The sequence below is a fragment of the Mesorhizobium sp. P170090 genome, assembly GCF_057786115.1.
Window position 1 is genome coordinate 989,409 of record NZ_JBYNWH010000001.1, and the last position, 25,910, is coordinate 1,015,318.

The window sequence follows — 25,910 nt, forward strand, 5'->3', positions numbered from 1 at the left end:
GTCACGGGAGCCGTTCCTCCAGCAGGCCATGTGCCATGTAAAACTCCTTCAGCTGAGCCAGCGCCGGGTGCGCCAGCGCCCGCCTGAGATAATCGCGGATGCGCGGCAGGTGTCGGAGATAATAGGGCTTGCCGTCGCGCTTTTCGAGCCGCACGAAAATGCCGAGGATCTTCGAATTGCGCTGCGCCGCCATGATCGCATAGGCCGCGCGGAAGGCGTCCTCATCGAAGCCGCCGGCGGCGTGGCGCGCAGCGACATAGGCGTCCACGGTCCGCTGCTCGATATCGGGCGAAACGGTGACGCGGGCATCCATGGCCAGCGACGCAACGTCATAGGCCGCCGGACCCATCAGCGCGTCCTGGACGTCGACGATGCCGAGGCGGTCGTGGCCTTTGCGGTCACCGCGCCAGATGATGTTGGGCGAATGGAAGTCGCGCAGCATCAGCGTGTATTCCTGTGTGTCCAGCCGATCGAGAACCGCGTTCCATTCCCTGTGATAGCCGGCGCGTAAAGCCTCGCTTGCCGGGCTGCCGGTCACCATCGGCACATACCAATCGACCAAGAGATCGGCTTCGATCAGCATGGCGTCGCGATCGAAGGGCGGCACCTCGTGGAAGACGCCTGGGACGGCTTCCATGCGCTGCAGCCAGGTCTTGCCATGCATCATGGCCAGCAATTCGGCTGCTGCCGTGTAGCGCTCGGCCGCCGGCTCACCATTGCCGTCGAGAAAACCTTCCGAGCCCAGATGCTCCAGCAGCAGAAACCCTTGCTCGAGATCCTCGGCATGGATTTTTGGGACACTGACACCTTGCGCCAGCAGCGCCTTGTCGATGGCGACGAAGGCGGTGACCGACTGCGCGGTGTGGGCGATCACGGCATAGGGCTTGCCGTCGCGCACCGGCGGCCCCAGCACCAGCCGCGGCGAATTCATCAGCACGCGCGGCGCAAGGCCGGCGCGCGAGACGATCTCATAGGAGCGCGCCGAGGCGTCGCCGACGAAATGGCGCCGCGCGGCGTCGCCCCAACCGGCCGTTTTGAGGAAATCGCGCATCGCCAGCGATCGGGCCACGCGTTCGAAGGCAACGCCTTGGCCCGATAGTTTCGCCAGGCGGCCTTCGCCCTGATGGACGAGTTCGATCCAGATCGACGTCCTGGGCAGAGCGGCCTCCGCCCGTTCCGGCCACTCGACAAGGGCAGCGCCCTGCAGCAGCGCCTCGTCGAAACCCAGCTCGTCCATCTCGCCGGCCGAGGACAGGCGATAGAGATCGAAATGGTGCACGGGGATGCGCGTGTCGTAGCTTTGCACCAAGGTGAAGGTAGGGCTCGGCACATCGAGGCCGGCATCGTCGGCCAGCGCCCTGATCAGGGCCCGCGCCAGCGTCGACTTGCCGGCGCCGAGATCGCCCTTGAGCGCCAGCACGTCGCCCGGCCGCAGCGCCATGGCCAGGTCCTGGCCGAGCCTTGCGGTCGCAGCCTCGTCGGCGAGAAAACGCTCCAGCACAACAACGGTCATCGAGCGCGCTACTCGGCCGCGGCGCGGATGCCCGACGGTGCATCGGGGAAGGTGCAGATGACGGTGGTGCCCTTGTCCTTGCCGGTCTCGATGCGCACGCTGCCGCCGTGCAGCTCGACAAAGCTCTTGACGATCGACAGGCCTAAGCCCGCACCGCGCCGGCGCCCGCCATTGGTGCGCGGCTCGAAGCGGCGGAACACCGAATCGAGCAGGTCCGGCGGCATGCCGGGGCCGTTGTCATGGACGGAGAATTCCACACCTTGCTCCAAATGCCGGCAGGCAAGCGTGATAGTGCTCGCCTCCGGCGCGTAATTGGCGGCGTTGCTGAGCAGATTGTAGAGGATCTGGCGAACCCGGGTCTCGTCGCCGTGAAAACTCTTCGGCGCCGCAGCGGCGTCGATCCGGAGCTTGATCGAATGCTCTTGCAGCCGGTCGGCGACCAGTTCGGCCGCGGCCTCGATGGTGCGCTCGACGCTTACTTCCGAAATGTCGAGCTGCATGATGCCGGCGTCGACGGTGGCGAGGTCGAGTATGTCGTTGACGATGGTGAGCAGCACCGAGGATGACGAGCCGACATGCTCGACATATTCGCGCTGCTTTGGGCTGAGCGGCCCGGTCGCCGGCAGCGACAGAAGCTCGGTGAAGCCGATGATGTTGGTCAGCGGCGAGCGCAGCTCGTAGGAGACATGCTGCACGAACTCGTTCTTCAGCTGGTCGGATTTCTGCAGCGCTTCGTTCTTGTCCTTCAGCGCGCGCTCGACATTGACGCTGTCGGTGACGTCCACAAAGGTCATCATCACCTGGCCGTTGGGCAGCGGGATGACGGCGTAGCTGAGCACTGTGCCGTTCTTCAGTTCGGTCTGGCCATGGCGGTCGCGGCGCTCGTCGTCGAAACCGGTGATGGCGGCGACGAACCCGCCCCACGGGCTGTCGACGGCGCGCTGGTCGCTGAGATCGCGGATCGCCGAGACATGGACGTTGGGCTTGATCACATCCTGGCTCAGTCCCCACAGCGCGACAAAGGCCGGGTTCGACAGGCGCAGCCGCCCATCGGGACCGAACACGGCGACGCCTTCGGCCAGATTGTCGAGCGTTTCGCCCTGGACCCGCACCGCCGTCTGGTAGCGGCTTTCGAGGTCCATCTTCTCGGTCAGGTTCTCGAACACCCAGGTCACGCCGCCCTTCGGCTGCGGGTTGGCCACCACGCGGATGGTCTTGCCGTCGGGCAGATGCCACCAATGCTCTTGCGATTCCACCGCGCGGTAGGCGCCAAGCAGGCCTTCTTTCCAGCGCCGCCATTCCGGCTGCTCGGCGATCTTGCCTTCGCTGCGCAGCCGGTCGAGCAGCAGCGCATTGTCGGGCGCGCTGTGCAGGAAGCCCGGGTCCAGCCCCCACAGTTTCTGGAACGCCTGGTTGAAGAAGCGCAACTTCTCGTTGGCATCGAAGATCGCCACCGCCGTGTTGAGCTGGTCGAGCGTGTCGGCATGGCTGCGCACCGTGCGCTCATATTCGCCGCGAATGGTTTCGGTGGCGCTGGTGTCGCAGGCAAGACCGGCCGAGCCGTCGGCACCGGCGAAGTCGGTGACGGCGAACACCCGGCGGTCGCCCTCGATCACCGTCGACAGCGTCTGTTCGAAGATCGGGCGCGATTTGTGCTGCGCGGCGATCTGTTCGCGCGCTTGGGCGCCGAGGAATTCCTTGGCTTCGCGCACGGCGGTCTCGGCGTTCGGTGCCTCGACCGCTCCGGCATAGGCACGGTTGACCCATTTCAGCCGCCCGTCGGTGGCGCGCAGCCAGGCCGGCATCGGCAAGGCGTCGAGCAGGCCGATCATGGTCTCGTAGTCGGCGGCCAGACGCTGGTTCTCGATCTTCAGCCTGGCTTGGCTCCTCTGAGTTTCCGACAGCGAGACGAAGCGCACCAGCACATGCGCGGCGCTCTTGCGGCCATGCACTTCAAGCGGCGCCCCGGCCTGCGATTCGATCACGAGATCAAAGGGTTTCGCTTTCTCGCGCAGACCAGCGACGGCATTTTCGAGCGCCGCCGCCGAGCGCGGCATCAGCCAGCGGCCGAAGGCGAGGAAGGCTGCACGGTCGTCCGGCGCACCGCTTTCCAGCGGCAGCGTGCCGATCAGCTCCGGCTTCTTGTTCTCCGACGCCCAGACGATGACGCGCTGGTCACGCAGATTGAGCAGCGCCTCGGAGCGCTGCAGCGCCGCATTGATGTCGGCAATGCGGGCTCTGAGTTCGACATTCTGCGCCGAGGTGCGGGCTCTTTCGCGGATCAGGAAGATGGCCGAGACCAGTGCCGCGCCCATGACGCCGACGAACATGGCGAGCTGGATGACTTCGACCGCGCTGACCGACAGTCCGGCCTTCTGCGCAATGGCCGGCTCGGCATGGGCGGCAAACGAGGTGAGCGGGCCGGCAAGAGCTGAGGTGGCAAGAAAGCCGGCGGTGCGGGCGCCAACGCGCCTCTTCAGGCCACCGCCTGTCGTGACGGAGCCATTGCTATCGGAATCGTCATGGCCGCCGGAAACGGCCGATCCCGCGCGAGGCGGGTTTTCCCCCGGCATGCCTTGGTCCTCTTCGCCGCCTGAATGCAAGACCGCCTAGATCAGGATCACGTTTGATGAAACGCCCTTCTGACCTAACTCTTTTCTAAAGAGCATGATCTTTTCCGAAAACCGCTTCCCACTTTTCGCTGACGCGGTCCTTCGGTTCGAATCATGCTCTCGATGCGTACGCCGGCCTCGTCCCCGGCCCACGAATCAGCACAATAGCGCGTGCTGGAATCGGCGTGAAGAATCATCCGCGCAAAAAAGAAGCCGGGCGAAAAGTCAATCGCCCGGCTTCAATATCTAGTGGTAAACGCCGCTTTGGCTAATAGCGGTAGTGTTCCGGCTTGAACGGACCCTGCGGGGTCACGCCGATATAGGCGGCCTGTTCGCCGGAAAGTTCGGTCAGGCGGGCTCCAAGCTTGTCGAGATGCAGACGCGCCACCTTCTCGTCGAGGTGCTTGGGCAGCACATAGACCTGGTTCTGGTACTGGCCGGGCTTGGTGTAGAGCTCGATCTGCGCCAGCACCTGATTGGTGAACGAAGCCGACATCACGAAGCTCGGATGACCGGTCGCGTTGCCGAGGTTGAGCAGGCGCCCCTCGGACAGCAGGATCATCCGCTTGCCGTCCGGGAAGGTTATCATGTCGACCTGCGGCTTGACGTTGGTCCATTGCAGGTTGCGCAGCGACGCGACCTGGATCTCATTGTCGAAGTGGCCAATATTGCCGACGATCACCATGTCCTTCATCGAGCGCATGTGGTCGAGGGTGACCACATCCTTGTTGCCGGTGGTGGTGATGACGATGTCGGCGGTCGGTGCGGCATCTTCCAGCGTGACGACTTCAAAGCCGTCCATCGCCGCCTGCAGCGCGCAGATCGGATCGACTTCGGTGACCTTGACGCGGGCGCCGGCGCCCTTGAGCGAAGCCGACGAGCCCTTGCCGACGTCGCCGTAGCCGCAGACGACCGCAACCTTGCCGGCCATCATGGTGTCGGTGCCGCGGCGGATGCCGTCGACCAGCGATTCCTTGCAGCCATATTTGTTGTCGAACTTCGACTTGGTGACCGAGTCGTTGACGTTGATCGCCGGGAAGGGCAGCAGGCCCTTCTTCTGCAGCTGGTAGAGTCGGTTGACACCCGTGGTCGTCTCTTCGGTGACGCCGCGGATGGCTTCCTTCTGCTTGGTGAAGAACCCGGGCGAAGCCTTCAGCCGCTTCTTGACCTGGGCGTAGAAGTATTCCTCTTCCTCGCTCTGCGGGTTGGACAGCACGTCCTCGCCGGCTTCGGCGCGGGCGCCGATCAGTATGTACATGGTGGCGTCGCCGCCATCGTCGAGGATCATGTTGGAAAGGCCGCCATCGGCCCACTGGAAGATCCTGTCGGTGTAGTCCCAGTACTCCTCGAGCGACTCGCCCTTGACGGCGAACACCGGGATGCCGGCCTCGGCGATGGCCGCGGCCGCATGGTCCTGGGTCGAGAAGATGTTGCACGAGGCCCAGCGGATATCGGCGCCAAGCGCCTTCAGCGTCTCGATCAGCACCGCCGTCTGGATGGTCATGTGCAGCGAGCCGGTGATGCGCGCACCTTTCAACGGCTTCTTGTCGCCGAATTCCTCGCGGCAGGCCATCAGGCCCGGCATTTCGGTTTCGGCGATATCGAGTTCCTTGCGGCCCCAGCCGGCAAGCGAGATGTCGGCGACCACATAGTCCTTGCTACCTGTCATGGCAGTGCTCCGGTGTGATTTGTCTTCAGAATGCGCCTGCGCCACACGGCGCGTCGAAGGGCGCGGAATGCCGGCCTGACTAGCAGATCGCCGCCAAGACGACAATGGGATATAAAGAAATCTTTATGCGCGTATGTGTTTACGGGGATGCATGCCGCCCAAAAGTATCCCGCGGTTTTGGGACAACGGCGTTCAAAGCAAAAACTTCAGCACTCTTCGCCGAAGCGCGAGGCGACCAGCTGCTCCAGCGCGTCCATCGCCGCTGCGGCTTCAGCGCCGCTGGCTGTGACGCGGATCGAATAACCGGGGCTCGCCGCCAGCATCATCAGCCCCATGATCGAGGTGCCGCCGACCTTGAGACCATCCTTCTCGACATGGACGGTGGCGTCGAAGCCGCTGGCGACCTGGACGAACTTCGCCGAGGCTCGCGCATGCAGGCCGCGCTGGTTGACGATCGGGAACTCGCGCACGATCTCACCGGGCGACAGCGCGTTCATTTGCTGCTCAGCAGCTGACTTGCGACGTTGATGTATTTGCGCCCCGCAGCCTGCGCCTCGTCGAGCGCGGTCGCCATGTTGTCGCCCTTGCGGATCGACGACAGCTTGATCAGCATCGGCAGGTTCATGCCGGCGATGACCTCGGTGCGACCGGATTCCATCACCGAAATGGCAAGGTTGGAAGGCGTGCCGCCGAACATATCGGTCAGAACGATGACCCCGGTCCCGGTGTCGACGCGGCCGACGGCGTCGACGATATCGCGCCTACGCTGCTCCATATCGTCATCGGCGCCGATTGCCACGGTTTCGAAATTGTCTTGTGGCCCCACGACATGTTCCACGGCATGGCGGAACTCGGCGGCCAGTTGACCGTGCGTTACAAGCACGAGTCCGATCATTCTATGGTGGCTCCCGTCATCGCCGCTTCACAGGCGCTTTTTATGCTCGCCGGCCATCCCAGGCGGCGGGAGCGCTATCTTGTCGACGCGCGGCGCGTTGACAAGCCCAAAATTGCGTCGGCCATGGCCAATTTGACGCATTGCAGCAAAAAACCGGCGGCGGATCATACGAAAGGCGCAATCGCCAGCCGCGCCATTACCGCCGGCAAAGCCGCAGTGACGTTGCGCTGAACGAGGTCGATGCGCGGCACCACACAGCCGGCAATGGTCGCGCTCGCCTCTTCCTGGAAACGCTCCACAGCGTTTGCGGCAACCAGCTGGATCGTAAGGTCGATGACCCCCACGGGTTCGAACAAAAGCGGCTTCGGACCAAGCCCGGGCACCTCTGCGAGGCCGGCAATGCTGGCGGGCGCATGGCAGACCAGCCGCCCGAAACGCGCCGCGACAAACAGCTGGTCGTCGCCGATCAGCCGCGCAAACAGCCCGAGCCGGCTGAAATGGTCGATGAGCGCCAGCGCCAGCGTTGTCTTGCCCGAGCCGGACGGCCCGGTGATCAGGACGCCCCGCTCGCCAATCAGGACTGCGGTGGCATGGATGTTCTCGGGTTCCGCGGTGGGATCGGGCATGCGCAGCCGCGATCAGCCTTCGGCCGGCAGCGTAACGACGAAGCGCGCGCCCTTGATGTCGCCGGGCTTGGTGCCGGGGATGTTCTCGGCGGTCAGCGTGCCGCCATGGGCTTCGACGATCTGCCTGGATATCGACAGGCCAAGCCCCGAATTCTGGCCGAACGCCTCGCCCGCCGGGCGGTCGGTGTAGAAGCGCTCGAAGATGCGGTCGATGGCGTCGGCGCGGATTCCGGGGCCGTTGTCGTCGACGGTGACGATGTTGACCTTGCCCGAGCGTGCCAGGGAAATGGCGATATGGCCGTGGTCCTCCGGCACGAAGGAGCGGGCATTCTCGATCAGATTGGTGATGACCTGGCCGATCCTCAGATCATGGCCGGTGACGAAATAGCCTTTGACGCCTTGCGGCAGCTTGGCGGCCTTGAATTCGATCTCGACAGCCTTTTTGTTGCGCGTCGCTTCGCGCGACACGGCGACGAGATCGGTAATGAATTTCTTCAAATCGACCGTGGCGGCATCCTCACGCGCCAGTTCGGCGTCGAGGCGCGAGGCATCGGAAATGTCGGTGATCAGCCGGTCGAGACGCCGGACATCGTGCTGGATGATCTCCATCAGCCTGCCGCGTGAATTGTCGTTCTTGGCCAGCGGCAAGGTCTCCACCGCGCTGCGCAGCGAGGTCAGCGGGTTCTTCAGCTCGTGCGAGACATCGGCGGCGAAGCTTTCGATCGCCTCGATGCGGGCATAGAGCGCGTTGGTCATGTCGCGCACCGCGACCGACAAATTGCCGATCTCGTCCTGGCGGTCGGAAAAGTCGGGGATCTCCTCGCGGCTCTTGACGCCGCGCCGCACCCGCACTGCCGCCGCCGATAGCCGGCGCAGCGGATTGGCGATGGTGGATGCGAGCAGCATCGACAGGATGGCGGTGACCAGGGCGGCGATGCCGAACACGCGCAAAATAGCCTTGCGCTCGGCGGCGACGATCTTGTCGATGTCGCCGCCTTCCGTCGACAGCATCAGCACGCCGAGAACGGCGCGGAAGCGCTGGATCGGCACCGCCACGGAAACGATCTGCTCGCCCTGTTCGCTCACCCGCACGATCGTCGATGGACTGCCGGTCAGCGCCTTGACCACTTCCGGGAAGGCCGCACCGTTGCCGCCGGGCTGCTCGTGGTAGACGGGCAGGTCCTTGTTGCGGAAGAAGTCGAAGACGAATTTCTGCACGCGCTCCAGCATATCCGGCTGCTCGTCCTCGACCGGCGGCAGGTCGTAGCGCAGGATCTGGCCGCGCGAATAGAGATGGCGCGAATCGAGCAGCAGATTGGCGTCGCGATCATAGATGCGGGCCCGGGTGCGCGTCGGCGAAATCAGCCGCCGCAGCACCGGCGCGACGCGCTCGGGGTTGATCGGGAAATCCAGATTGTCGAGCTGGTCTGAGCCCGGCCCGAGGCTTTCACCGGCCTGCAGTTCGAGCAGTTTTTCCGGATCGATGCTGATCGAATCGGTCTCGACCGTCGCCGACGCGGCAATGGCGCCGGCGATGATCTCGCCCTGCGTCATCAGGCTTTCGACGCGGGCGTCGATCAGCCCGTCGCGGAAGGTGTTGAGATAGAGGATGCCGGTGACCAGCACGGCGAGGCCGGCTAGGTTGAGGAACAGGATGCGCCGGGTCAGGCTGGAAAAGATGTGGTGGCCGAGGAAGCGGCGCATCGGCACCGTCAACCTCGACAGGAATGCGGGCAGAATCCGCGACCGCCTGACAGCGCTCGGTCGCCTGCTCCGCTGTACATCCACTGCCATCGAATAGCAGCTCCCGCCTAGTCTTTGGTTTTATGCATGTCGTCGTCCCAAAAACCGCGACCACTTTTGGGCGACATGCATCAACTCAAGCTTCGCGGAACCGGTATCCGACTCCGTAAAGGGTTTCGATCATTTCGAAGTCGTCATCGACGGCCTTGAACTTCTTGCGCAGCCGCTTGATGTGGCTGTCGATGGTGCGGTCGTCGACATAGACCTGCTCATCATAGGCCGAATCCATCAGCGCATCACGGCTTTTTACCACGCCGGGGCGCTGCGCCAACGAGTGCAGGATGAGAAATTCGGTGACCGTCAGCGTCACCGGCTCGCCCTTCCAGGTGCAGGTATGGCGTTCCTGGTCCATGACCAGCTGCCCGCGTTCCAGCGAACGGGCCTGCTGGCTGGGCGCCTTTGCCGCAGCTTCGCGGGCGCTGGCGCGGCGCAGCACGGCGCGCACCCGCTCGACCAGCAGGCGCTGCGAGAACGGTTTGCGGATGAAATCGTCGGCGCCCATCTTGAGGCCGAAAAGCTCATCGATCTCATCGTCCTTCGAGGTCAGGAAGATCACCGGTAGGTCGGACTTCTGCCGCATCCGGCGCAACAGCTCCATGCCGTCCATGCGCGGCATCTTGATGTCGAGGATGGCGAGATTCGGCGGCCGCGCCGCCAGGCCTTCCAGCGCCGACGCACCATCCGTGTAGGTCTCGACGCGATACCCCTCGGACTCGAGGGCGATCGACACCGATGTCAGAATGTTGCGGTCGTCATCGACAAGCGCGATTGTTGCCATTTCAAGCGGCTCCCTCATGAGCTGTCCCTTCTGTCTTAGAGAAGGGGCTTTTGCAGGACAAATTAGGTACAAAATGTGGCACAGGCTCCACCCGCTGTCGCGGACGGCTTGCCGGCGGCCCCATCGGAACCTCTACACGGGTTGGACGAACACTGTGTGCCAATCCTTTGGGGAACCACCGTGATTTTTTGCACATATAAACGATTTAAACAACTTTCAAAATTTTTAAATCGATTAATGATTTGATATCATTCGAGTTTTCTGGTTCTCACCGTCTCAGCCCCTAACGCGGGCTCGCCGGAAACGCGCCGGCAAAGTGCGGCGAATCCAGAAGAAGGGACCCTTGATGTCGGAAGTCGGCAAACGCAATTCTGCTTGCGCGATCGATCGTATCGGCCTGAAAACCACCGGCACGGTGCATTATAATTTTGGTGCGGCCGCCCTTTATGAGGCAGCGATCCGTCGTGGCGAGGCCCGGTTGACCGCCGGCGGCGCGCTGCTTGCCGAGACCGGCCAGCACACTGGCCGCTCGCCCAAGGACAAGTTTGTCGTCCGCGATGGCGCCACCGAGCCCCATGTCTGGTGGGACAACAACAAGGCGATTTCGGCGGGCCAGTTCGAAATGCTGCTCGCCGATTTCCTTGTCCACGCCGCGAATAGCGATCTCTATGTGCAGGACCTCGTCGGCGGCGCCGATGCCGAGCTGAAGCTGCCGACGCGGGTCATCACCGAATTCGCCTGGCACTCGCTGTTCATCCGCAATCTTTTGATCCGCCCGCAGGCCGCCGAGCTCGAAGATTTCGTGCCGGAGATGACGATCATCGACCTGCCGTCCTTCCGCGCCGATCCGGCCCGTCACGGCAGCCGCACCGATACGGTGATTGCGGTCGATCTCGCCCGCAAGATCGTGCTGATCGGCGGCACTTCCTATGCCGGCGAGATGAAGAAGTCGGTGTTCACCATGCTGAACTATCTGCTGCCGGAAAAGGGCGTCATGCCGATGCACTGCTCGGCCAATGAGGGCCCGGGCGGCGACGCAGCGATCTTCTTCGGCCTGTCGGGCACCGGCAAGACGACGCTGTCGGCCGATCCGTCACGTACGCTCATCGGCGACGACGAGCACGGCTGGGGACCGCACGGCATCTTCAACTTCGAAGGCGGCTGCTACGCCAAGACGATCCGGCTGTCGGCCGAGGCCGAGCCGGAGATTTTCGCCACCACGCAGCGTTTCGGCACGGTGCTGGAAAATGTCGTGCTCGACGCCGACCGCGTGCCGGACTTCAACGACGGCCGGCTCACCGAAAACACGCGCTGCGCCTATCCGCTCGACTTCATTCCCAATGCCTCGAAGAGCGGACGCGCCAGCCATCCGAAAAACATCATCATGCTGACCGCCGATGCCTTCGGCATCATGCCGCCGATCGCACGGCTGACCCCGGCGCAGGCGATGTATCACTTCCTCTCCGGCTACACCGCCAAGGTGGCCGGCACCGAGAAGGGCGTTACCGAGCCGGAAGCGACTTTCTCGACCTGCTTCGGCGCCCCGTTCATGCCGCGCCACCCCAAGGAATACGGCAATCTGCTGCGCGAGCTGATCGCCCGCCACGGCGCCGATTGCTGGCTGGTCAACACCGGCTGGACCGGCGGCGCCTACGGCACCGGCAAGCGCATGCCGATCAAGGCGACGCGCGCCTTGCTGGCCGCAGCGCTTGACGGTTCGTTGAAGGCGTCCGGTTTCCGCACCGACGCCAATTTCGGCTTCGAGGTGCCGGTTGCTGTGCCTGGCGTCGACAGCGCCATTCTCGACCCGCGTTCGACCTGGGCCGACAAGGCAGCCTATGACCGGCAGGCAGCGCGATTGGTCGGCATGTTCGCCGTCAACTTCGAGAAATTCGAGAGCCATGTCGATGCCGTCGTGCTCGGCGCAGCACCCCGCCTGCAGGAAGCTGCGGAATAGTCCAGGCATCTTCACCGAAGCATCCTTGAAAGGCGCGGTCTCGATCGGGCCTTTTCTTTTTTGGTCCGCCGCGCCATGACTGCGGCATGCCTATCGACGACATCATCATATCAGACGAAGCCGTAATCCATCCGGGCGACCTGCACGAGGATTTCATCCGCTCGTCGGGTCCCGGCGGCCAGAACGTCAACAAGGTGGCGACCGCCGTCCAATTGCGCTTCGACGCCGCCAATGCAGCTGGCCTGTCCGAACGCGTGCGCGCGCGCACGATCAAGCTCGCCGGCCAGCGCGCCACCAAGGACGGCGTCATCGTCATCGAGGCCGGCCGCTTCCGCACCCAGGAGCAGAACCGGGCCGATGCCCGGGCAAGGCTGACGGCGCTGGTCGCCAAGGCCGCGGAACCGCCGCCGCCGCCGCGCAAGAAGACCAGGCCGTCGAAAGGCTCGGTGGAGCGGCGGCTGCAAAGCAAGGCAGGGCGCGGCACGATCAAAAAGCTGCGCGGCCGGGTAGAGAACGACTAAGGACCGCGCCGACTGCGTGCATAAAGCGGCCTCCCCTGCCGCAGCCGCAAGGTTTCACCATTGCCACAGAAAGGGAGGCCGACAACGGTGGCTTTCGGGTCGCCGTTTCTGATTGGCGGTGGCATGGTTTCAGTATCAACCGGAGGCGAAGTCATGCTCGTTCTGCCCAAAGGCGTCCGCCACATGCCTGGTTATCTGTCCCGCGCGGCGCAGGAAGCGCTGGTCGAAGAGGTGAGGACAATTGTACAGCGGGCGCCGCTGTACGTGCCGGCGATGCCGCGGACCGGCAAGGAGATGAGCGTGCGCATGACCAATTGCGGCACGCTCGGCTGGGTCACCGACAAGGAGCTGGGCTATCGCTACCAGCCAACGCACCCACTCACCGGAGAGCCATGGCCGCCGATCCCGGACGCGCTGCTGCAATTGTGGCGGGAGGTCGCCGCCTATCCGAATCCGCCGGAGGCCTGCCTGGTCAATTTCTATACGCAGGACGCCAAAATGGGTCTGCACCAGGATCGCGACGAAGCCGATTTCTCGGCCCCAGTGGTCTCGGTGTCACTTGGCGACGATTGCCTGTTCCGGGTCGGCCAAGTGACGGGCAGGGGGGCCACACGCGACGGCGGTACCAAATCGTTCCGCCTGAAAAGCGGCGACGTCGTCGTGCTCGGCGGCGAAGGCCGGCTCTGCTTCCACGGCGTCGACCGCATCTATCCGTCGACCTCGGCGCTGCTGAAAAATGGCGGCCGGATCAATCTGACGCTGCGGCGGGTCAACCGTACCCTGGAGTAGCAGGGGTATTCTTCGACTTACTGTTTATTAAAGTATAGGTGCGACACAAAGGACTGTTCTCAAAAAGATTGGGGCCGTTCCTATGGCTTCTTCTGAAATCGTGCAGAGTCCTTCGCATGTGGACCGGTTTCCCGCATGGCTCGCGCGTGAGGGCCGCCGCAGTGCAATGATCTTCGCATTTGTCGTGTTGACCTTTCTCATCGCGACAATCAGGGGCGATTCGATCCTGCCCCATATTGTTGAATATACCGGTCGAATTGTGCGCTTTTTGCCTTTGCTGGGCTCTATCCTTGTTGCCGTGGTTGGTTCCTGCGCGCTCGTTCAGGGTCGCCATGGGTCACCAGTCAGCATCGCTATCGCTTCCCTCGGAGGCATGTCGAATACCCTTGCGCGGGGTTTCTGCGCTAGCGTCGTGTTGGCTCTCTTCATGGCGGCATTCCTCTACAACAAAATGATGATTCCGATTGTCGCCCCCTTCCAGTGGGACGAAACTTTCTCCCACTGGGATGCAAATCTCCTGGGTGGGAATCAGGCGTGGCAAATCATTCAGCCGGTCGTCGGCATGCCTTGGGTAACTCGCCTGTTGGACATAGTGTACACTCTGTGGATGCTGCTGGTGTTCTTGTTCTGGGTGGGGTTGCTTGTCAGTCCGCGCGTGCCTGAGCGGATCCGCCTTCGCTACTGGCGGGCGACGGTCATTTCGTGGATCCTGATCGGCCTGGTCATAGCAACGTTGTTCTCCTCGGCAGGACCTTGTTACTTTGCGGAAGTGGTGCCGGGCGCACCCTCGCCATATGCCGATCTGATGCGCTATCTCGACGAGGTTGCGTCGATCTATCCGCTGTCGTCATCCTTGACACAGGATTTTCTTTGGGAGGTCTATACTGGCCGTGTCGATTTGCCCGGTGGCATTTCGGCCATGCCCAGCATGCACAACGCGCAGGCGGCGCTGTTTGTGGCTGTCGCGTACTCAATTGATCGCAGGTTCGGTCACGCCATGCTGGCCTTTGGCGCCTTGTTGTTCTTCGGCTCGATTCACCTCGGATGGCACTATGCCGTGGACGGAATTGTCGGCATTGCCGCGGCGCTCGCCATCTGGTGGGGCTGTGGCAAATTGGGGCTGGCGAATGACGACACTTTCTTGAGCGCGCGCGTCCTCGCACAGCACTAACCGATTCTACAGATTTTCCTTATAAAGTGCCCGGGCATTGCAACGTCGGCTCGGGACAATGACAAAGAGCAGTGTGGTTTTCCGTCAGTTGTGGGCAGTCATCAAACAAGCGATCCCGCTGATTCGCCGGGATTCAGGCGTTTATCTGTTCATAGTCGTCTACACATTGGCCGGACTGGTTTTTCTGTATGCAATAGGCGCGGCCGACCGCAGCGCGTATTCGATATATTTCGGGCGGTGGATATTATTGAACGGCCTGATGCTGCCGACCTTCGCCATTATTGTTGACATAAGCCTGCTTATACATCGCTTCGACAGCAGGCGCCGTCTGGCGGCGAAATATGTGTTCTCGACATCGCGGCTGGCATATTCGCTCTCGGGTCTATGCCTCCTCATGGCGCTCATGATCTTTCAAGGCACATTCACCTCGGTGAAGAACGGAATGCCGGTCTGGCAGGACGGCTTTCCATTTGACGTGCTGCATGCCGACATCGATGCGTTCCTGCATTTCGGCGCCGATCCGTGGCGCTGGCTCTATCTGGTGGCAAAAAATGATTTCGTGCGGGCCGCCATCGAGTGGAATTACAACGTATTCTGGTTTGTTCTCAATTTTGGCGCCTTGTTCTTCGTCGCGACATCGCCCCGGACGGCGTCGGCTCGAACGCGCTATGTCATCTGCTTCATGGTGGTTTGGATCGTCGTCGGCAACATATTGGCTGGACTGTTCCTGTCGGCTGGTCCGGCGTTTTACGGAATGGCCACGGGCGACACGGCGCGGTTTGGCGAACAGCTCGCATTCCTGGCCCGCGGCGCCGAATCCTCCAATTCCGCTGTTTCCTACCAGCAATATTTGTGGAGGCTTCATGAGGCCAGGCAGACCGGTTTCGCGTCAGGCATTTCGGCCTTTCCCAGCGTGCATGTCGGCCTGGCGATGCTCAACGCGCTTTTTGCATGGGAGTACAATCGCCGTCTCGGCGCTGTAGCGTTTGTCTATGTGGCCTTTGTTGCCGTCAGCTCGGTCTATCTGGCGTGGCACTATGCAATCGACGGCTATGCCGCAGCAGCTGTCTCGGTGATTGTCTATGTCGCGGCGCGCAAACTCGTCCCGGCCGACCGGCACTATCTCCGGCGACCGGCGCTGGATACGCAACCGGCCGATATCGCGACCAGCCCGGAGGCGGCGGTCACAGTTTCCTGAGCGCCACTTCCTCGACCAGATGATTGGCGCCCTTGCGCAGGATGAGGTCGGCCCGCGCTCGTGTCGGCACGATGTTCTCGCGCAGGTTTTTCAGGTTGATGTTGGCCCACAAGCCTTCCGCAATGGCACGCGCGGCGTCTTCCGAAAGCTGCGAATAGCGGTGGAAGAAGGAGTCCGGATTGCGGAAGGCCGTCTCGCGCAGGCGCATGAAGCGGGCGATGTACCATTGGTGGATCAGCTTTTCGTCGGCGTCGATATAAATGGCGAAATCGAAGAAATCCGACAGGAACGGCACTATCTTGCCGTCCTTCGGCAATTTGCCGGGTTGCAGAACGTTGATGCCTTCGAAGATCAGAATGTCTGGCCGGTCGATGGTGACGAACTCGCCGGGAATGACGTCATAGGTCAAATGCGAATAGACGGGCGCGCGGACATTGCGCTGGGCCGACTTGATGCCCGAGAGGAAACGCAGCAGCGCACCGACATCGTAGCTGTCGGGAAAGCCCTTGCGCTCCATCAGATTGTCGCGTCGCAACACCTTGTTGGGCAGCAGGAACCCGTCGGTAGTGATGAGATCGACCTTGGGGCTCGACGGCCAGCGCGCCAGAAGCTCCTTCAGCACGCGCGCCGTGGTCGATTTGCCGACCGCAACCGAACCGGCAATGCCGATGATGAACGGTGTCTTGACCACATCCAGCGCGTTGAAGAAGGCCTGGCGCTGGCGAAACAGCAACTGGCTGGCCTCGACATGCGCCGAAAGCAGCCGCGAGAGCGACAGATAGATGCGCTTGACTTCTTCCAGGTCGACCGGATCGTTCAGTGAGCGCAGACGGTTGATCTCGTCTTCGCCCAGCGTCATCGGCGTGTCGGCGCGGAAGTTCGACCATTGCTCGGCCGAGAAGAAACGATAGGGGGAATATTTCTCGGTCGGAGCGAGCTGGTCCATCGAGTTTCCTGCCCTCTAGAGCATGAGGCCGAAAAGTGTGAAGCGGTTTTCGGGCGACATCATGCTCCCTCTATCAATTTAGAGACGGATTCAGATTTAAGGCCTCGGCCCGAAATCATCCGGCTCTCGCGGTCAGCCTTTCGGCCGGGATGCCTTTTCAGTGACGCCCGAACGGCCGGTACGGCCCTCAAGCTCCTTCAGCACCTCGCCCAGCGAAACGCCGGCCATGCCAAGCACAACGAGCCAATGATATATGAGATCGGCACTTTCGGAAACGAGGGCTTTCTCGTCGCCCTTGACGGCGGCAATGACGGTCTCGACTGCCTCTTCACCAAGCTTCTGCGCCGCCTTGTCGATGCCTTTGGCGAACAGTTTTGCCGTCCACGAGTCCGGGTCGCCGGAACGGGCGCGTTCGCCAATGATCGTTTCCAGATCGGACAGCGAAAATTCAGCCATGACGCAGTCTACAGCCTTTGTGGAGTGGATTGAACCGGATAGTCCAGCCGCATCGGCAGCCCGGCCTCGGCCATATGCGCCTTGGCTTCCGTAATCGTGTAAGTGCCGAAATGGAAGATCGAGGCGGCGAGCACGGCGCCGGCATGGCCGTCGCGAATGCCCTCGACCAGATGATCGAGCGTGCCGACGCCGCCCGACGCGATCACCGGCGCGCGCACCGCATCCGCTATCGCGCGGGTCAGCGCAATGTCGTAACCGGCCTTGGTGCCGTCACGGTCCATCGAGGTCAAAAGAATCTCGCCGGCGCCGCGATCGACCATTTTTCGCGCAAACTCGACCGCATCGATGCCGGTCTTTTCACGGCCGCCATGGGTGAAGATCTCCCAGCGGTCGGCTTCATTGGGTGCCGACACCTTCTTGGCGTCGATGGCGACGACAATGCACTGGTTGCCGAACTTGTCGGCGGCTTCCGCGACGAAATCGGGGTTCTTCACCGCCGCAGTGTTGATCGACACCTTGTCGGCGCCGGCCAGCAACAGTTTGCGAATATCGGCCACCTGGCGCACGCCGCCGCCGACGGTCAGCGGCATGAAGCATTGTTCGGCGGTGCGGGCGACGACGTCGAAGATGGTTTCACGGTTGTCGGACGACGCGGTGATATCGAGAAAGCAAAGCTCGTCTGCGCCGGCCGCGTCATAGGCTTTGGCCGCCTCGACCGGATCACCGGCATCGATGAGGTCGACGAAATTGACCCCCTTGACGACGCGGCCGTTCTTGACGTCGAGGCAAGGGATGACTCGGGCCTTCAGCATCAGCCCTTCTCCATCGTCGCCAGCAACTCGCTGAGCAGTTCGCCGACCAGCGGCGGAACCTCGGCCTGCGCATCGAACGCCGGATCGTAGGCGGAAATGGTGATGCCGGAAATCGGCAGCAGGCCGGCCATGCCGCAGACAGCCTGGCGCAGCTGTTTCGGCTCCGGGCCGCCGGGCGTGGTGTAGCGGTTGGCCTGCAGCGCCCCGGGGTCGTGCACGTCGAGATCGAGATGCAGGTGCACCCGCTTCGCGTCCGGCGCCTTCAGCCTGCCGCACGCCGTCGCCCAGTCCGGGCATTCGGTGCGGATGACCGGCAAAGTCTTCAACAGCTCTGTTTCGGCCGGATCGAGATCGCGCGCGTTGACCAGCACGCAGCGCGCAGGATCGATCGGCTTGAAGCCGGGGATGGCCGAGGCCATCGGCTTCCAGCACAGGCCGAGAACCGTGGCCAGCGCCATGCCGTCGAGAAAGCCGAAGATGGACGTCTCCGGCGTGTTGAGATCGCCATGCTGGTCGGCCCAGATGATCGCATCGGCATCCTCGCCGGCAACCGCACCGGCCGATGTCAGACAATTGCCGGCCAGCACGATGGGAAGCCGGCCGCGGTCTATGGCGATGCGGACCTCGCCGGAGACGGCGCCGCACACGGCAAAGCCGGTGGCGATCTCGCGCTGCTGTTCGTCGCCAACCCTGCCGATATCGGTGACGACGACGTCATGCCCGGAGAGCGTCAGCGCGTCGACCAGCCCGCCGGCGACGAGTGCATCCGGGCCTCGGCCCATGCCGCCGTGATAGTGGCCGCTGTCATAGGAGGCCAGGATGATGGAGATCTTCAAGATCGGGCCTCCATCGCCTTGCCCTGCAGCACCGCAAGCGCCTCGGCCGGATCGATGCGCCCGTCATAGAGCGCGCGGCCGGAGATGGCGCCTTCGAGTTTCTTTGCGTCGGGCATGGTCATGCGCACGATGTCGGCGATCGAGGCCAGCCCGCCCGAGGCGATGACCGGGATCGACACCGCGTCGGCGAGATCGATCGTGGCATCCCAGTTGATGCCGGTCAGAACGCCGTCGCGGTCGATATCGGTGTAGATAATGGCGGCAACGCCGGCGCCTTCGAATTTCCGCGCCAGTTCGATGACGCCGAGGCTGGAGGCCTCGGCCCAGCCTTCGACCGCCACCTTGCCGTCCTTGGCGTCGATGCCCACGGCGATCTTTCCAGGAAATTCCTTGCAGGCTTCCCGGACCAGGTCGGGATCGCGCACCGCCACCGTGCCGAGGATGACGCGGGCCAGCCCGCGGTCGAGCCAGTCCTCGATCTGCGCCAGCGTGCGGATGCCGCCGCCGAGCTGCACCGGGTTTTTCGTCGCCTTGAGGATGGCGCCGACCGCCGCGCTGTTGACGCTTTGGCCTTTGAAGGCGCCGTTGAGGTCGACGACATGCAGCCATTCAAACCCTTGCTCTTCGAAGGCCTTGGCCTGGGCCGCAGGGTCGTCATTGTAGATGGTCGCGGTCGCCATATCGCCGTGCTTCAGCCGCACGCACTTGCCGTCCTTGAGGTCGATGGCCGGAAACAGGATCACCGTTCAGACCCCTTCCACAATGGCGAAATGCGAGGTCGAATAAGCGCGCCGGAATTTCAGCGCTGCCTGGTATTCGGGGGAATGGAAGCAAGCCAGCGCGACCTCGTAGCTTTCGAACTCGACGATCACATGGCGATTGCCGGATGGCCCTTCCGGGCTTGACGACTGACCGCCTCGCGTCAGGAATTTCGCGCCGTATTTGTCGAACGCCGCTTTGTTGGCGGCGATGTATTTCGGATAGTTTTCCGGATCGGTCACATCGACCATCGCCATCCAGTAGCCCTTCTTGCTCATCTCAAGGCCTCCAGCGCAGGAAGTTGGTGATCAGTGCCAGGCCGAGCGCCTGGCTCTTTTCCGGATGGAATTGCATGCCGGCAAGGTTACCGCGCGCGACCGCCGCCGTTACCGGGCCGCCATAATCGGCGACGGCCAGCACTTCGTCCGGCCTTGTCGCGTCGAGATGGTAGGAATGAACGAAATAGGCGTGCAGACCCTTGGGCCCGGTCGCAATACCCGAAAACAGCGGGTGCTTGCGCTCCAGATCGATGGTGTTCCAGCCGATTTGCGGGATCTTCAGTGCCGGATCGGCGGGCGTGATCTCCTTGACGTCGCCGGCAATCCAGCCGAAGCCCTTGGTCACGGTCTTTTCCAGGCCGCGCTCCGACATCAGCTGCATGCCGACGCAGATGCCGAGGAACGGCCGCGCCTTGGCGATCGCTACCTCTTCCACCGCTTCCCACATGCCGGCGACGCCGCGCAGGCCCGCCGCGCAATCGGCATAGGCGCCGACGCCGGGCAAAACGATGCGGTCGGCGCTGCGCACCCGCTCGGCGTCGGCGGTCAGCTCGATGGCAGCGGCAATGCCGGCTTCATGCGCGGCGCGCTCGAAGGCCTTGGTGGCCGAGCGCAGATTGCCCGACCCGTAATCGATGATGGCAACCCGCATCTCAGGCTTTTCCCGGCGTATGGCTCAGGCCCAGCGTCAGCCCGGTCTGCGTCGGCCGGGCCAGGCTGGCGTCCGGCACGATGCGCGGCAGCGGCGCCGGCTCGTCGGCAAGCGCCTCGGCGTCCAGTGTCTGGCGGATGTCGGCATCGTCAGGATTGTCGGCTTCGACGACGCCCCATTCATGCCAGCCGCGGCAGCGCAGCGCTGCGATCCGCAGCCCTTGGCCTTCCAGCCCGATATAGAGCGAGACCAGTAAAGACAGTGCGGAGCCGGCCCAGTCCAGTCCCAGCCATTGGCCGAGCACCGAGATGAGCCCCATGGCGACGAAGGCGAGCGCGGCCTCGATCCACAGCCTGTGCCAGGCGAGCCACAGCGGCGCCACCAGGAAAGCCAGCCAGGAAAAACCGTCGCGGACCAAAACGGTTGCGTCGGCCGCCTCGGTGCGGCCTGGCGGTTCCATCACGACATAGATGGCCATCAGCCTACCCTTTCAGAGATCCCTTGGTGGAGGGAACCGCTTCCGGCTGGCGCGGGTCGCGCTCCAGTGCGAAACGCAGCGCGCGCGCCACCGCCTTGAAGCAGGTTTCGGCAATATGGTGATTGTTGGCGCCATAATGGTTGGTGACATGCAGCGTGATACCGGCATTCTGCGCCAGCGCCTGGAAGAATTCACGCACCAGTTCGGTGTCGAACGTGCCGATCTTGGGCGACGAGAAGGCGACATTCCAGACCAGGAACGGACGGCCCGACACGTCGATCGCGGCCCGCGTCAGCGTCTCGTCCATGGCAAGGTCGACAGAGGCGTAGCGCATGATGCCGCGCCGCTCGCCCAGCGCCTTGGCCAGCGCCTGGCCGATCGCAATGCCGGTGTCCTCGACCGTGTGGTGGTCGTCAATGTGCAGGTCGCCCTTGGCCTTCACCGTGATGTCGATCAGCGAGTGGCGCGACAGCTGGTCCAGCATGTGGTCGAAGAAGCCGACGCCGCTCGACATGTCGGATTTTCCGGTGCCGTCGACATGGACCGAGACGCTGATCTCGGTTTCCTTGGTCTTGCGGCTGACTTCGGCGGAACGGGACGCCATTACCTTGTCCTTGGCTGAGGGGTTCGAAACTCAAGACGGGGTTCCAAGCTGTCATTTGCTTGAAAACGAAAGCCTTCTAGCAGCATGATCCGGCGATTGCCAGTTGCGATGCGGACAGCCACCGGCCATGGCGGACGCCGTTTGCAATCACCCGCCCCATGCATACATATGGCCGATCGAAATCACTCTACCGCGCGCCAATCGCCTTATCGGGATCGCGCGAATCGGAGCTAAAAATGTCGAATGAACTGAGCATGCACGCCACGACCATCGTGACGGTGCGCAAGGGCAACAAGGTGGTGATCGCCGGCGACGGCCAGGTCAGCCTTGGCCAGACCATCATGAAAGGCAATGCCAAAAAGGTGCGCCGCATCGGCAAAGGCGGCAATGTCATTGCGGGTTTCGCCGGCGCCACGGCGGATGCTTTCACCCTTCTGGAGCGGCTGGAAGCCAAGCTCGAACAATATCCCGACCAGTTGACGCGCGCCTGCGTCGAGCTCGCCAAGGACTGGCGCACCGACCGTTATCTGCGCCGGCTGGAAGCGATGATGCTGGTGGCCGACAAGTCGGTTTCGCTGGCGCTCACCGGCACCGGCGACGTGCTGGAGCCCGAATTCGGCGTCATGGCCATCGGTTCCGGCGGCAACTATGCGCTGGCCGCTGCCCGCGCGCTGATGGACAGCGACAAGGATGCCGAGGAGATCGCCCGCAAGGCGATGCAGATCGCCTCCGACATTTGCGTCTACACCAACAACAACTTTGTTGTCGAAACGCTCGATGCCGGCTAACCCGCCGGTGCTCTATGATTTTCGACCGGTTACCGAAAAAGACCTGCCGATGATCGCCGGCTGGCTGGCCGAGCCGCATGTCGCCGAATGGTGGGACGATCCGGAGACGGAAATCGCCGAAATCGGGGAGCACATCGACTCTATTTCTGTAGAGCCGCTGATCGTCGAGCTCGACGGCAGGCCGATCGCCTATCTGCAGAGCTACGATCCGCATCTGGAAGACGGCCATCCCTATGCCGACCAGCCGTTCGGCACGCTCGGCATCGACCTGTCGATCGGCGTGCCGGACCTGGTTAGCAAAGGTCATGGCTCGGCGATCGTCAGGCAATTCGTCGAGCAACTGTTCGAGGAAGGCGCGCCGCGCGTCATCATCGATCCGCATCCCGACAATGGCCGCGCCATCCGCGCCTATGAAAAGGCGGGCTTCAGGGCTATCGGTCGCAGACACTCTAGATATGGGGACGTCGTGCTGATGGCTGTCGATGCCAAAGACAGCGACGCGGAAGAAGGGGAATGAGTTGATGGCGACACCGGGCACTGCCAAAAATTACTCGGCCTACGAAGACAGCTGGCGGATGGGGCTTCTGCTCGTGCTCGCTCTGCTCATCTTCCAAGCCGGCGCGCTTTACGGCATGGGCCGCACGCCGATCTGCACCTGCGGTTACGTCAAACTCTGGCACGGTGTGGTGAACAGTTCGGAGAATTCCCAGCATATTTCCGACTGGTACACGTTCTCGCACATCATCCACGGCTTCCTGCTCTACGCCTTGGCCTGGTTCCTGTTCCCGCGCTCGCCAATCGGTCTGCGCCTGGCATTCGCCGTCGTCATCGAGGGCGGCTGGGAACTCCTGGAAAACAGCCCGTTCATCATCGAGCGCTACCGCGCCGGCACCATCTCGCTGGATTACTATGGCGACTCGATCATCAATTCAGTGTCCGACACGCTGGCCATGGTGCTGGGATTTGTGATGGCGCGAAAGCTACCTATATGGAGCATCGTCGGCCTCGCCCTCATCTTCGAACTGGGTGTCGGCTACCTCATCCGGGACAATCTGACGCTCAACGTGATCATGCTGCTGCATCCGTTCGAGTCCATCAAGCAGTGGCAAAGTGGAATCTAGTGATATGACCACCTTCTCTCCCCGTGAAATCGTTTCGGAACTCGACCGCTTCATCATCGGCCAGAAGGACGCCAAGCGCGCCGTGGCCATTGCCTTGCGCAACCGCTGGCGCCGCCAGCAGCTGGAAGGCCAGATGCGCGAAGAGGTGATGCCGAAGAACATCCTGATGATCGGCCCGACCGGCGTCGGCAAGACCGAGATCTCGCGCCGCCTGGCGCGACTCGCCGGTGCGCCCTTCGTCAAGGTCGAGGCCACCAAGTTCACCGAAGTCGGCTATGTCGGCCGCGATGTCGAGCAGATCATCCGCGACCTGGTCGAGATCGCCATCGGCCTGGTGCGCGAGAAGATGCGCGAGGACGTGAAGGCGCGCGCGCACCTCAATGCCGAGGAGCGCGTGCTGGAAGCCCTGGTCGGCAAGACGGCGAGCCCGGCGACCCGCGATTCCTTCCGCAAGAAGCTGCGCGACGGCGAGCTCGACGAAAAGGAGATCGAGATCGAGGTTGCCGACACCGGCACCGGCGGCATGCCCGGCTTCGAGATCCCCGGCATGCCGGGCGCTAATATCGGCGTGCTCAACATCAACGACATGCTGTCGAAGGCGATGGGTGGCAAGAAGACCAAGGCGCGCAAGACGACGGTCAAGGAGTCCTACGCGCTGTTGGTCAACGACGAGTCCGACAAGCTGCTCGACCAAGACGAGGTGGTGCGCCGGGCGCTCGACGCGACCGAAAATGACGGCATCGTCTTCCTCGACGAGATCGACAAGATCGCCTCGCGCGAAGGCGGCATGGGCGCCGGCGTCTCGCGCGAAGGCGTGCAGCGCGACCTGCTGCCGCTGATCGAAGGCACGACGGTGGCGACCAAATACGGACCGTTGAAGACCGACCACATACTGTTCATCGCCTCGGGCGCCTTCCATGTCTCCAAGCCGTCCGACCTGTTGCCGGAATTGCAGGGCCGCCTGCCGATCCGTGTCGAGTTGCGGGCGCTGGAGAAGGACGATTTCATTCGCATCCTCACCGAGACCGAGGCCAGCCTCATCAAGCAGTATATCGCGCTGATGAAGACCGAAGGCGTCGACCTCACCTTCACCGACGATGCCATCGATTCGCTGGCCGGCATCGCTGTCGACCTCAACGCTAGCGTCGAAAACATCGGAGCGAGACGCCTGCAGACGGTGATGGAGCGCGTGCTGGACGAGATCTCCTACGACGCGCCCGACCGCAACGGCACCAGCGTCGCCATCGATGCCGCCTATGTGGAAAAGCATGTCGGCGACCTCTCGCGAAACACAGATTTGTCGCGATTCATCCTTTAAACGAGGGCGCCGGTTCATCCGGCGCCGGTATTAGAGCGCCGCGCGTCCTTTGGACGCGCAAAGGTCGCTCTAGCAGTATTGAATCGACGTATCGGACTTTCCAAAAATCGGTTTCGATCTTTGGGCCGATGCTTAGGCAACAATCCGGCTAACAGGTTGATGTGTGGCCGGATGGTATCATCGGACCACCTTTCGTCTTGCCGGCTGCAGGGGCGCTCTCGACTCGACCGGGAGCTTTACCTAGTTTGCGCGGCAATTCTCTAGGCGGCGGCGCATGAAAAAACTGATCCTGCTCATTCTCGGCTTGACGCTGGCGGCGACGCTGTTCGCGGCTGACGCGGCGACATTGGTGCCGGCGGGCAACCGCAATGCCGTGCAACCTGACATACCGGGCGCCTCGAGCCGCCGCACCCAGGCGACCAACACCACTTTCCAAGCCAAATACCGCAAGGTCTACGCCTTGCTTCAGAACGACGCCGAACTGCGCGCCAAGATCAGGAAGGCCGCCGCTGCCTACGGCATCAATCCTTTGCACATCGTCGGCGCCATCGTCGGCGAGCACACCTACAATGTCGACGCCTACGACCGGCTGCAGACCTACTACGTCAAGGCGATCTCCTACCTCTCCAGCAAGCTGTCCTTCGCCTATGACGGCGAGGACATCACCGATTTCGTGCAGCGGCCGGAATTCAAGAAATGCACGATGTCGGACAGCTACGACCTGTGGGAATGCCGCGAGCAGGTGTGGAACCGATCCTTCCGCGGCAAGACCGTCGACGGCACCAGCTTTCCCAACGACCGCTTCGGCGCCACCTTCTTCCAGCCCTATTATGCCGGCCAGACCTTTGGCCTCGGCCAGCTCAACCCGCTGACCGCGCTGCAGATGAGCGATCTGGTGCACAAGGTGTCGGGGCTGCCCGAACTCGATGTCGGCGATCCCAATGGGGTCTACAAGACCATCATGGATCCGGATCTGACATTGCCCTACGTCGCAGCGACGATCAGGAAGTCGATCGACGCCTACAAAAACATTGCCGGCTTCGACATCTCAGGCAATCCGGGGCTGACCGCCACGCTCTACAATGTCGGCAATCCCGAGCAGCGCGCCTATGCGCTGAAAGCAGAGAACGACAAGCGCCGCGCGGCGGGTGAGACGGTCAAACTGCCGGAAGAGAATTATTACGGCTGGCTGGTCAACGACAAGCTGGACGAGCTGAAGGCGCTGTTTTAGCGGGCTTAGCTCAGCCGTCTACCTCCCCCTTTGTGGGGAGGTCGGACCGCAGGTCGGGGTGGGGGCCGGTGCCGCACCCCACCCCGCTGCTTCGCAGCG

Annotated in this window: 27 protein-coding genes; 10 read left to right on the top strand and 17 right to left on the bottom strand. The window is 62.8% G+C overall.

Annotated features, from left to right (window positions below):
• Nucleotide 1: 1 nt before the first annotated feature.
• From tsaE to AC3EML_RS05015, 8 genes are all read right to left on the bottom strand, one after another.
• Nucleotides 2–1,513: a tRNA (adenosine(37)-N6)-threonylcarbamoyltransferase complex ATPase subunit type 1 TsaE gene (tsaE, locus tag AC3EML_RS04980; RefSeq protein ID WP_352520639.1), complete on the bottom strand. Its 1,512-nt coding sequence runs from the start codon at nt 1,511–1,513 to the stop codon at nt 2–4.
• 8 nt (nt 1,514–1,521) lie between these two features.
• Nucleotides 1,522–4,086: a sensor histidine kinase gene (locus AC3EML_RS04985; protein ID WP_023672300.1), complete on the bottom strand. Its 2,565-nt coding sequence runs from the start codon at nt 4,084–4,086 to the stop codon at nt 1,522–1,524.
• A 307-nt stretch (nt 4,087–4,393) separates the two neighbouring features.
• Nucleotides 4,394–5,794 carry an adenosylhomocysteinase gene (gene ahcY, locus AC3EML_RS04990; RefSeq protein WP_023681401.1) on the bottom strand — a complete coding sequence of 467 codons (1,401 nt, stop codon included), beginning with the start codon at nt 5,792–5,794 and terminating at the stop codon, nt 4,394–4,396.
• Between the two features lie 206 nt (nt 5,795–6,000).
• Nucleotides 6,001–6,291, bottom strand: a complete 291-nt coding sequence (locus tag AC3EML_RS04995) for an HPr family phosphocarrier protein (RefSeq protein WP_023672303.1) — start codon at nt 6,289–6,291, stop codon at nt 6,001–6,003.
• Nucleotides 6,288–6,689, bottom strand: coding sequence for a PTS sugar transporter subunit IIA (locus AC3EML_RS05000; RefSeq protein WP_023672304.1), 402 nt, complete (start codon nt 6,687–6,689; stop codon nt 6,288–6,290). Before AC3EML_RS05000 ends, AC3EML_RS04995 begins: the two co-directional genes overlap by 4 nt.
• 164 nt (nt 6,690–6,853) lie before the next feature.
• Complete coding sequence (locus tag AC3EML_RS05005; RefSeq protein ID WP_023681402.1) at nt 6,854–7,315, bottom strand: HPr kinase/phosphorylase; 462 nt, start codon at nt 7,313–7,315, stop codon at nt 6,854–6,856.
• Nucleotides 7,316–7,327: 12 nt separating this feature from the next.
• Nucleotides 7,328–9,109, bottom strand: coding sequence for a stimulus-sensing domain-containing protein (locus AC3EML_RS05010; protein WP_352520638.1), 1,782 nt, complete (start codon nt 9,107–9,109; stop codon nt 7,328–7,330).
• Nucleotides 9,110–9,194: 85 nt separating this feature from the next.
• A complete protein-coding gene (locus AC3EML_RS05015; RefSeq protein ID WP_010912942.1) occupies nt 9,195–9,896 on the bottom strand; it encodes a response regulator transcription factor in 702 nt (233 codons plus the stop codon).
• Nucleotides 9,897–10,242: 346 nt separating this feature from the next.
• Here AC3EML_RS05015 and AC3EML_RS05020 point away from each other — a divergent pair, with 346 nt between their 5' ends.
• The 5 genes from AC3EML_RS05020 (at nt 10,243) to AC3EML_RS05040 (ending at nt 15,532) form a co-directional block, all read left to right on the top strand.
• Complete coding sequence (locus AC3EML_RS05020; protein WP_023752326.1) at nt 10,243–11,853, top strand: phosphoenolpyruvate carboxykinase; 1,611 nt, start codon at nt 10,243–10,245, stop codon at nt 11,851–11,853.
• An 86-nt stretch (nt 11,854–11,939) separates the two neighbouring features.
• Entirely contained in the window at nt 11,940–12,374 is a 435-nt protein-coding gene (gene arfB, locus AC3EML_RS05025; protein WP_023672309.1) for an alternative ribosome rescue aminoacyl-tRNA hydrolase ArfB, read from the top strand.
• Nucleotides 12,375–12,527: 153 nt separating this feature from the next.
• The gene (locus AC3EML_RS05030; protein WP_352520637.1) at nt 12,528–13,163 is read left to right on the top strand and encodes an alpha-ketoglutarate-dependent dioxygenase AlkB; all 636 of its coding nucleotides are present in this window, start codon (nt 12,528–12,530) and stop codon (nt 13,161–13,163) included.
• Nucleotides 13,164–13,245: 82 nt separating this feature from the next.
• Complete coding sequence (locus AC3EML_RS05035; RefSeq protein WP_352520636.1) at nt 13,246–14,334, top strand: phosphatase PAP2 family protein; 1,089 nt, start codon at nt 13,246–13,248, stop codon at nt 14,332–14,334.
• Between the two features lie 37 nt (nt 14,335–14,371).
• The gene (locus AC3EML_RS05040) at nt 14,372–15,532 is read left to right on the top strand and encodes a phosphatase PAP2 family protein (protein WP_352520635.1); all 1,161 of its coding nucleotides are present in this window, start codon (nt 14,372–14,374) and stop codon (nt 15,530–15,532) included.
• Here the strand turns inward: AC3EML_RS05040 and coaA are convergent.
• The 9 genes from coaA to hisB all read right to left on the bottom strand — a co-directional run bounded on the left by coaA (nt 15,519) and on the right by hisB (nt 21,353).
• Entirely contained in the window at nt 15,519–16,478 is a 960-nt protein-coding gene (coaA, locus tag AC3EML_RS05045) for a type I pantothenate kinase (RefSeq protein WP_023672313.1), read from the bottom strand. The two genes, AC3EML_RS05040 and coaA, sit on opposite strands and share 14 nt — an antisense overlap.
• 132 nt (nt 16,479–16,610) lie before the next feature.
• Complete coding sequence (locus AC3EML_RS05050; RefSeq protein WP_023681408.1) at nt 16,611–16,934, bottom strand: phosphoribosyl-ATP diphosphatase; 324 nt, start codon at nt 16,932–16,934, stop codon at nt 16,611–16,613.
• An 8-nt stretch (nt 16,935–16,942) separates the two neighbouring features.
• Nucleotides 16,943–17,749, bottom strand: a complete 807-nt coding sequence (hisF, locus tag AC3EML_RS05055) for an imidazole glycerol phosphate synthase subunit HisF (RefSeq protein WP_023687423.1) — start codon at nt 17,747–17,749, stop codon at nt 16,943–16,945.
• The gene (locus AC3EML_RS05060; protein WP_352520634.1) at nt 17,746–18,582 is read right to left on the bottom strand and encodes an arginase family protein; all 837 of its coding nucleotides are present in this window, start codon (nt 18,580–18,582) and stop codon (nt 17,746–17,748) included. Before AC3EML_RS05060 ends, hisF begins: the two co-directional genes overlap by 4 nt.
• Nucleotides 18,579–19,325, bottom strand: a complete 747-nt coding sequence (hisA, locus tag AC3EML_RS05065) for a 1-(5-phosphoribosyl)-5-[(5-phosphoribosylamino)methylideneamino]imidazole-4-carboxamide isomerase (protein ID WP_352520633.1) — start codon at nt 19,323–19,325, stop codon at nt 18,579–18,581. The genes AC3EML_RS05060 and hisA overlap by 4 nt, the downstream gene beginning before the upstream one ends.
• 3 nt (nt 19,326–19,328) lie before the next feature.
• Nucleotides 19,329–19,619, bottom strand: a complete 291-nt coding sequence (locus AC3EML_RS05070) for a DUF1330 domain-containing protein (protein ID WP_023672318.1) — start codon at nt 19,617–19,619, stop codon at nt 19,329–19,331.
• A 1-nt stretch (nt 19,620) separates the two neighbouring features.
• Nucleotides 19,621–20,271, bottom strand: a complete 651-nt coding sequence (hisH, locus tag AC3EML_RS05075) for an imidazole glycerol phosphate synthase subunit HisH (RefSeq protein WP_023695990.1) — start codon at nt 20,269–20,271, stop codon at nt 19,621–19,623.
• Nucleotide 20,272: 1 nt separating this feature from the next.
• Nucleotides 20,273–20,749, bottom strand: coding sequence for a DUF2628 domain-containing protein (locus AC3EML_RS05080; RefSeq protein WP_023695989.1), 477 nt, complete (start codon nt 20,747–20,749; stop codon nt 20,273–20,275).
• A 4-nt stretch (nt 20,750–20,753) separates the two neighbouring features.
• Entirely contained in the window at nt 20,754–21,353 is a 600-nt protein-coding gene (hisB, locus tag AC3EML_RS05085; protein ID WP_023672321.1) for an imidazoleglycerol-phosphate dehydratase HisB, read from the bottom strand.
• A 236-nt stretch (nt 21,354–21,589) separates the two neighbouring features.
• Here hisB and hslV point away from each other — a divergent pair, with 236 nt between their 5' ends.
• The 5 genes from hslV (at nt 21,590) to AC3EML_RS05110 (ending at nt 25,811) form a co-directional block, all read left to right on the top strand.
• A complete protein-coding gene (hslV, locus tag AC3EML_RS05090) occupies nt 21,590–22,141 on the top strand; it encodes an ATP-dependent protease subunit HslV (protein ID WP_023672322.1) in 552 nt (183 codons plus the stop codon).
• Complete coding sequence (locus AC3EML_RS05095; protein ID WP_352463450.1) at nt 22,131–22,658, top strand: GNAT family N-acetyltransferase; 528 nt, start codon at nt 22,131–22,133, stop codon at nt 22,656–22,658. Before hslV ends, AC3EML_RS05095 begins: the two co-directional genes overlap by 11 nt.
• A 4-nt stretch (nt 22,659–22,662) precedes the next feature.
• The gene (locus AC3EML_RS05100; RefSeq protein WP_352463451.1) at nt 22,663–23,262 is read left to right on the top strand and encodes a DUF2585 domain-containing protein; all 600 of its coding nucleotides are present in this window, start codon (nt 22,663–22,665) and stop codon (nt 23,260–23,262) included.
• A gap of 4 nt (nt 23,263–23,266) precedes the next feature.
• Entirely contained in the window at nt 23,267–24,580 is a 1,314-nt protein-coding gene (gene hslU / locus AC3EML_RS05105) for an ATP-dependent protease ATPase subunit HslU (protein WP_023703756.1), read from the top strand.
• A gap of 274 nt (nt 24,581–24,854) precedes the next feature.
• Nucleotides 24,855–25,811 carry a DUF1402 family protein gene (locus tag AC3EML_RS05110; protein ID WP_352463452.1) on the top strand — a complete coding sequence of 319 codons (957 nt, stop codon included), beginning with the start codon at nt 24,855–24,857 and terminating at the stop codon, nt 25,809–25,811.
• The last annotated feature ends 99 nt before the right edge of the window (nt 25,812–25,910 follow it).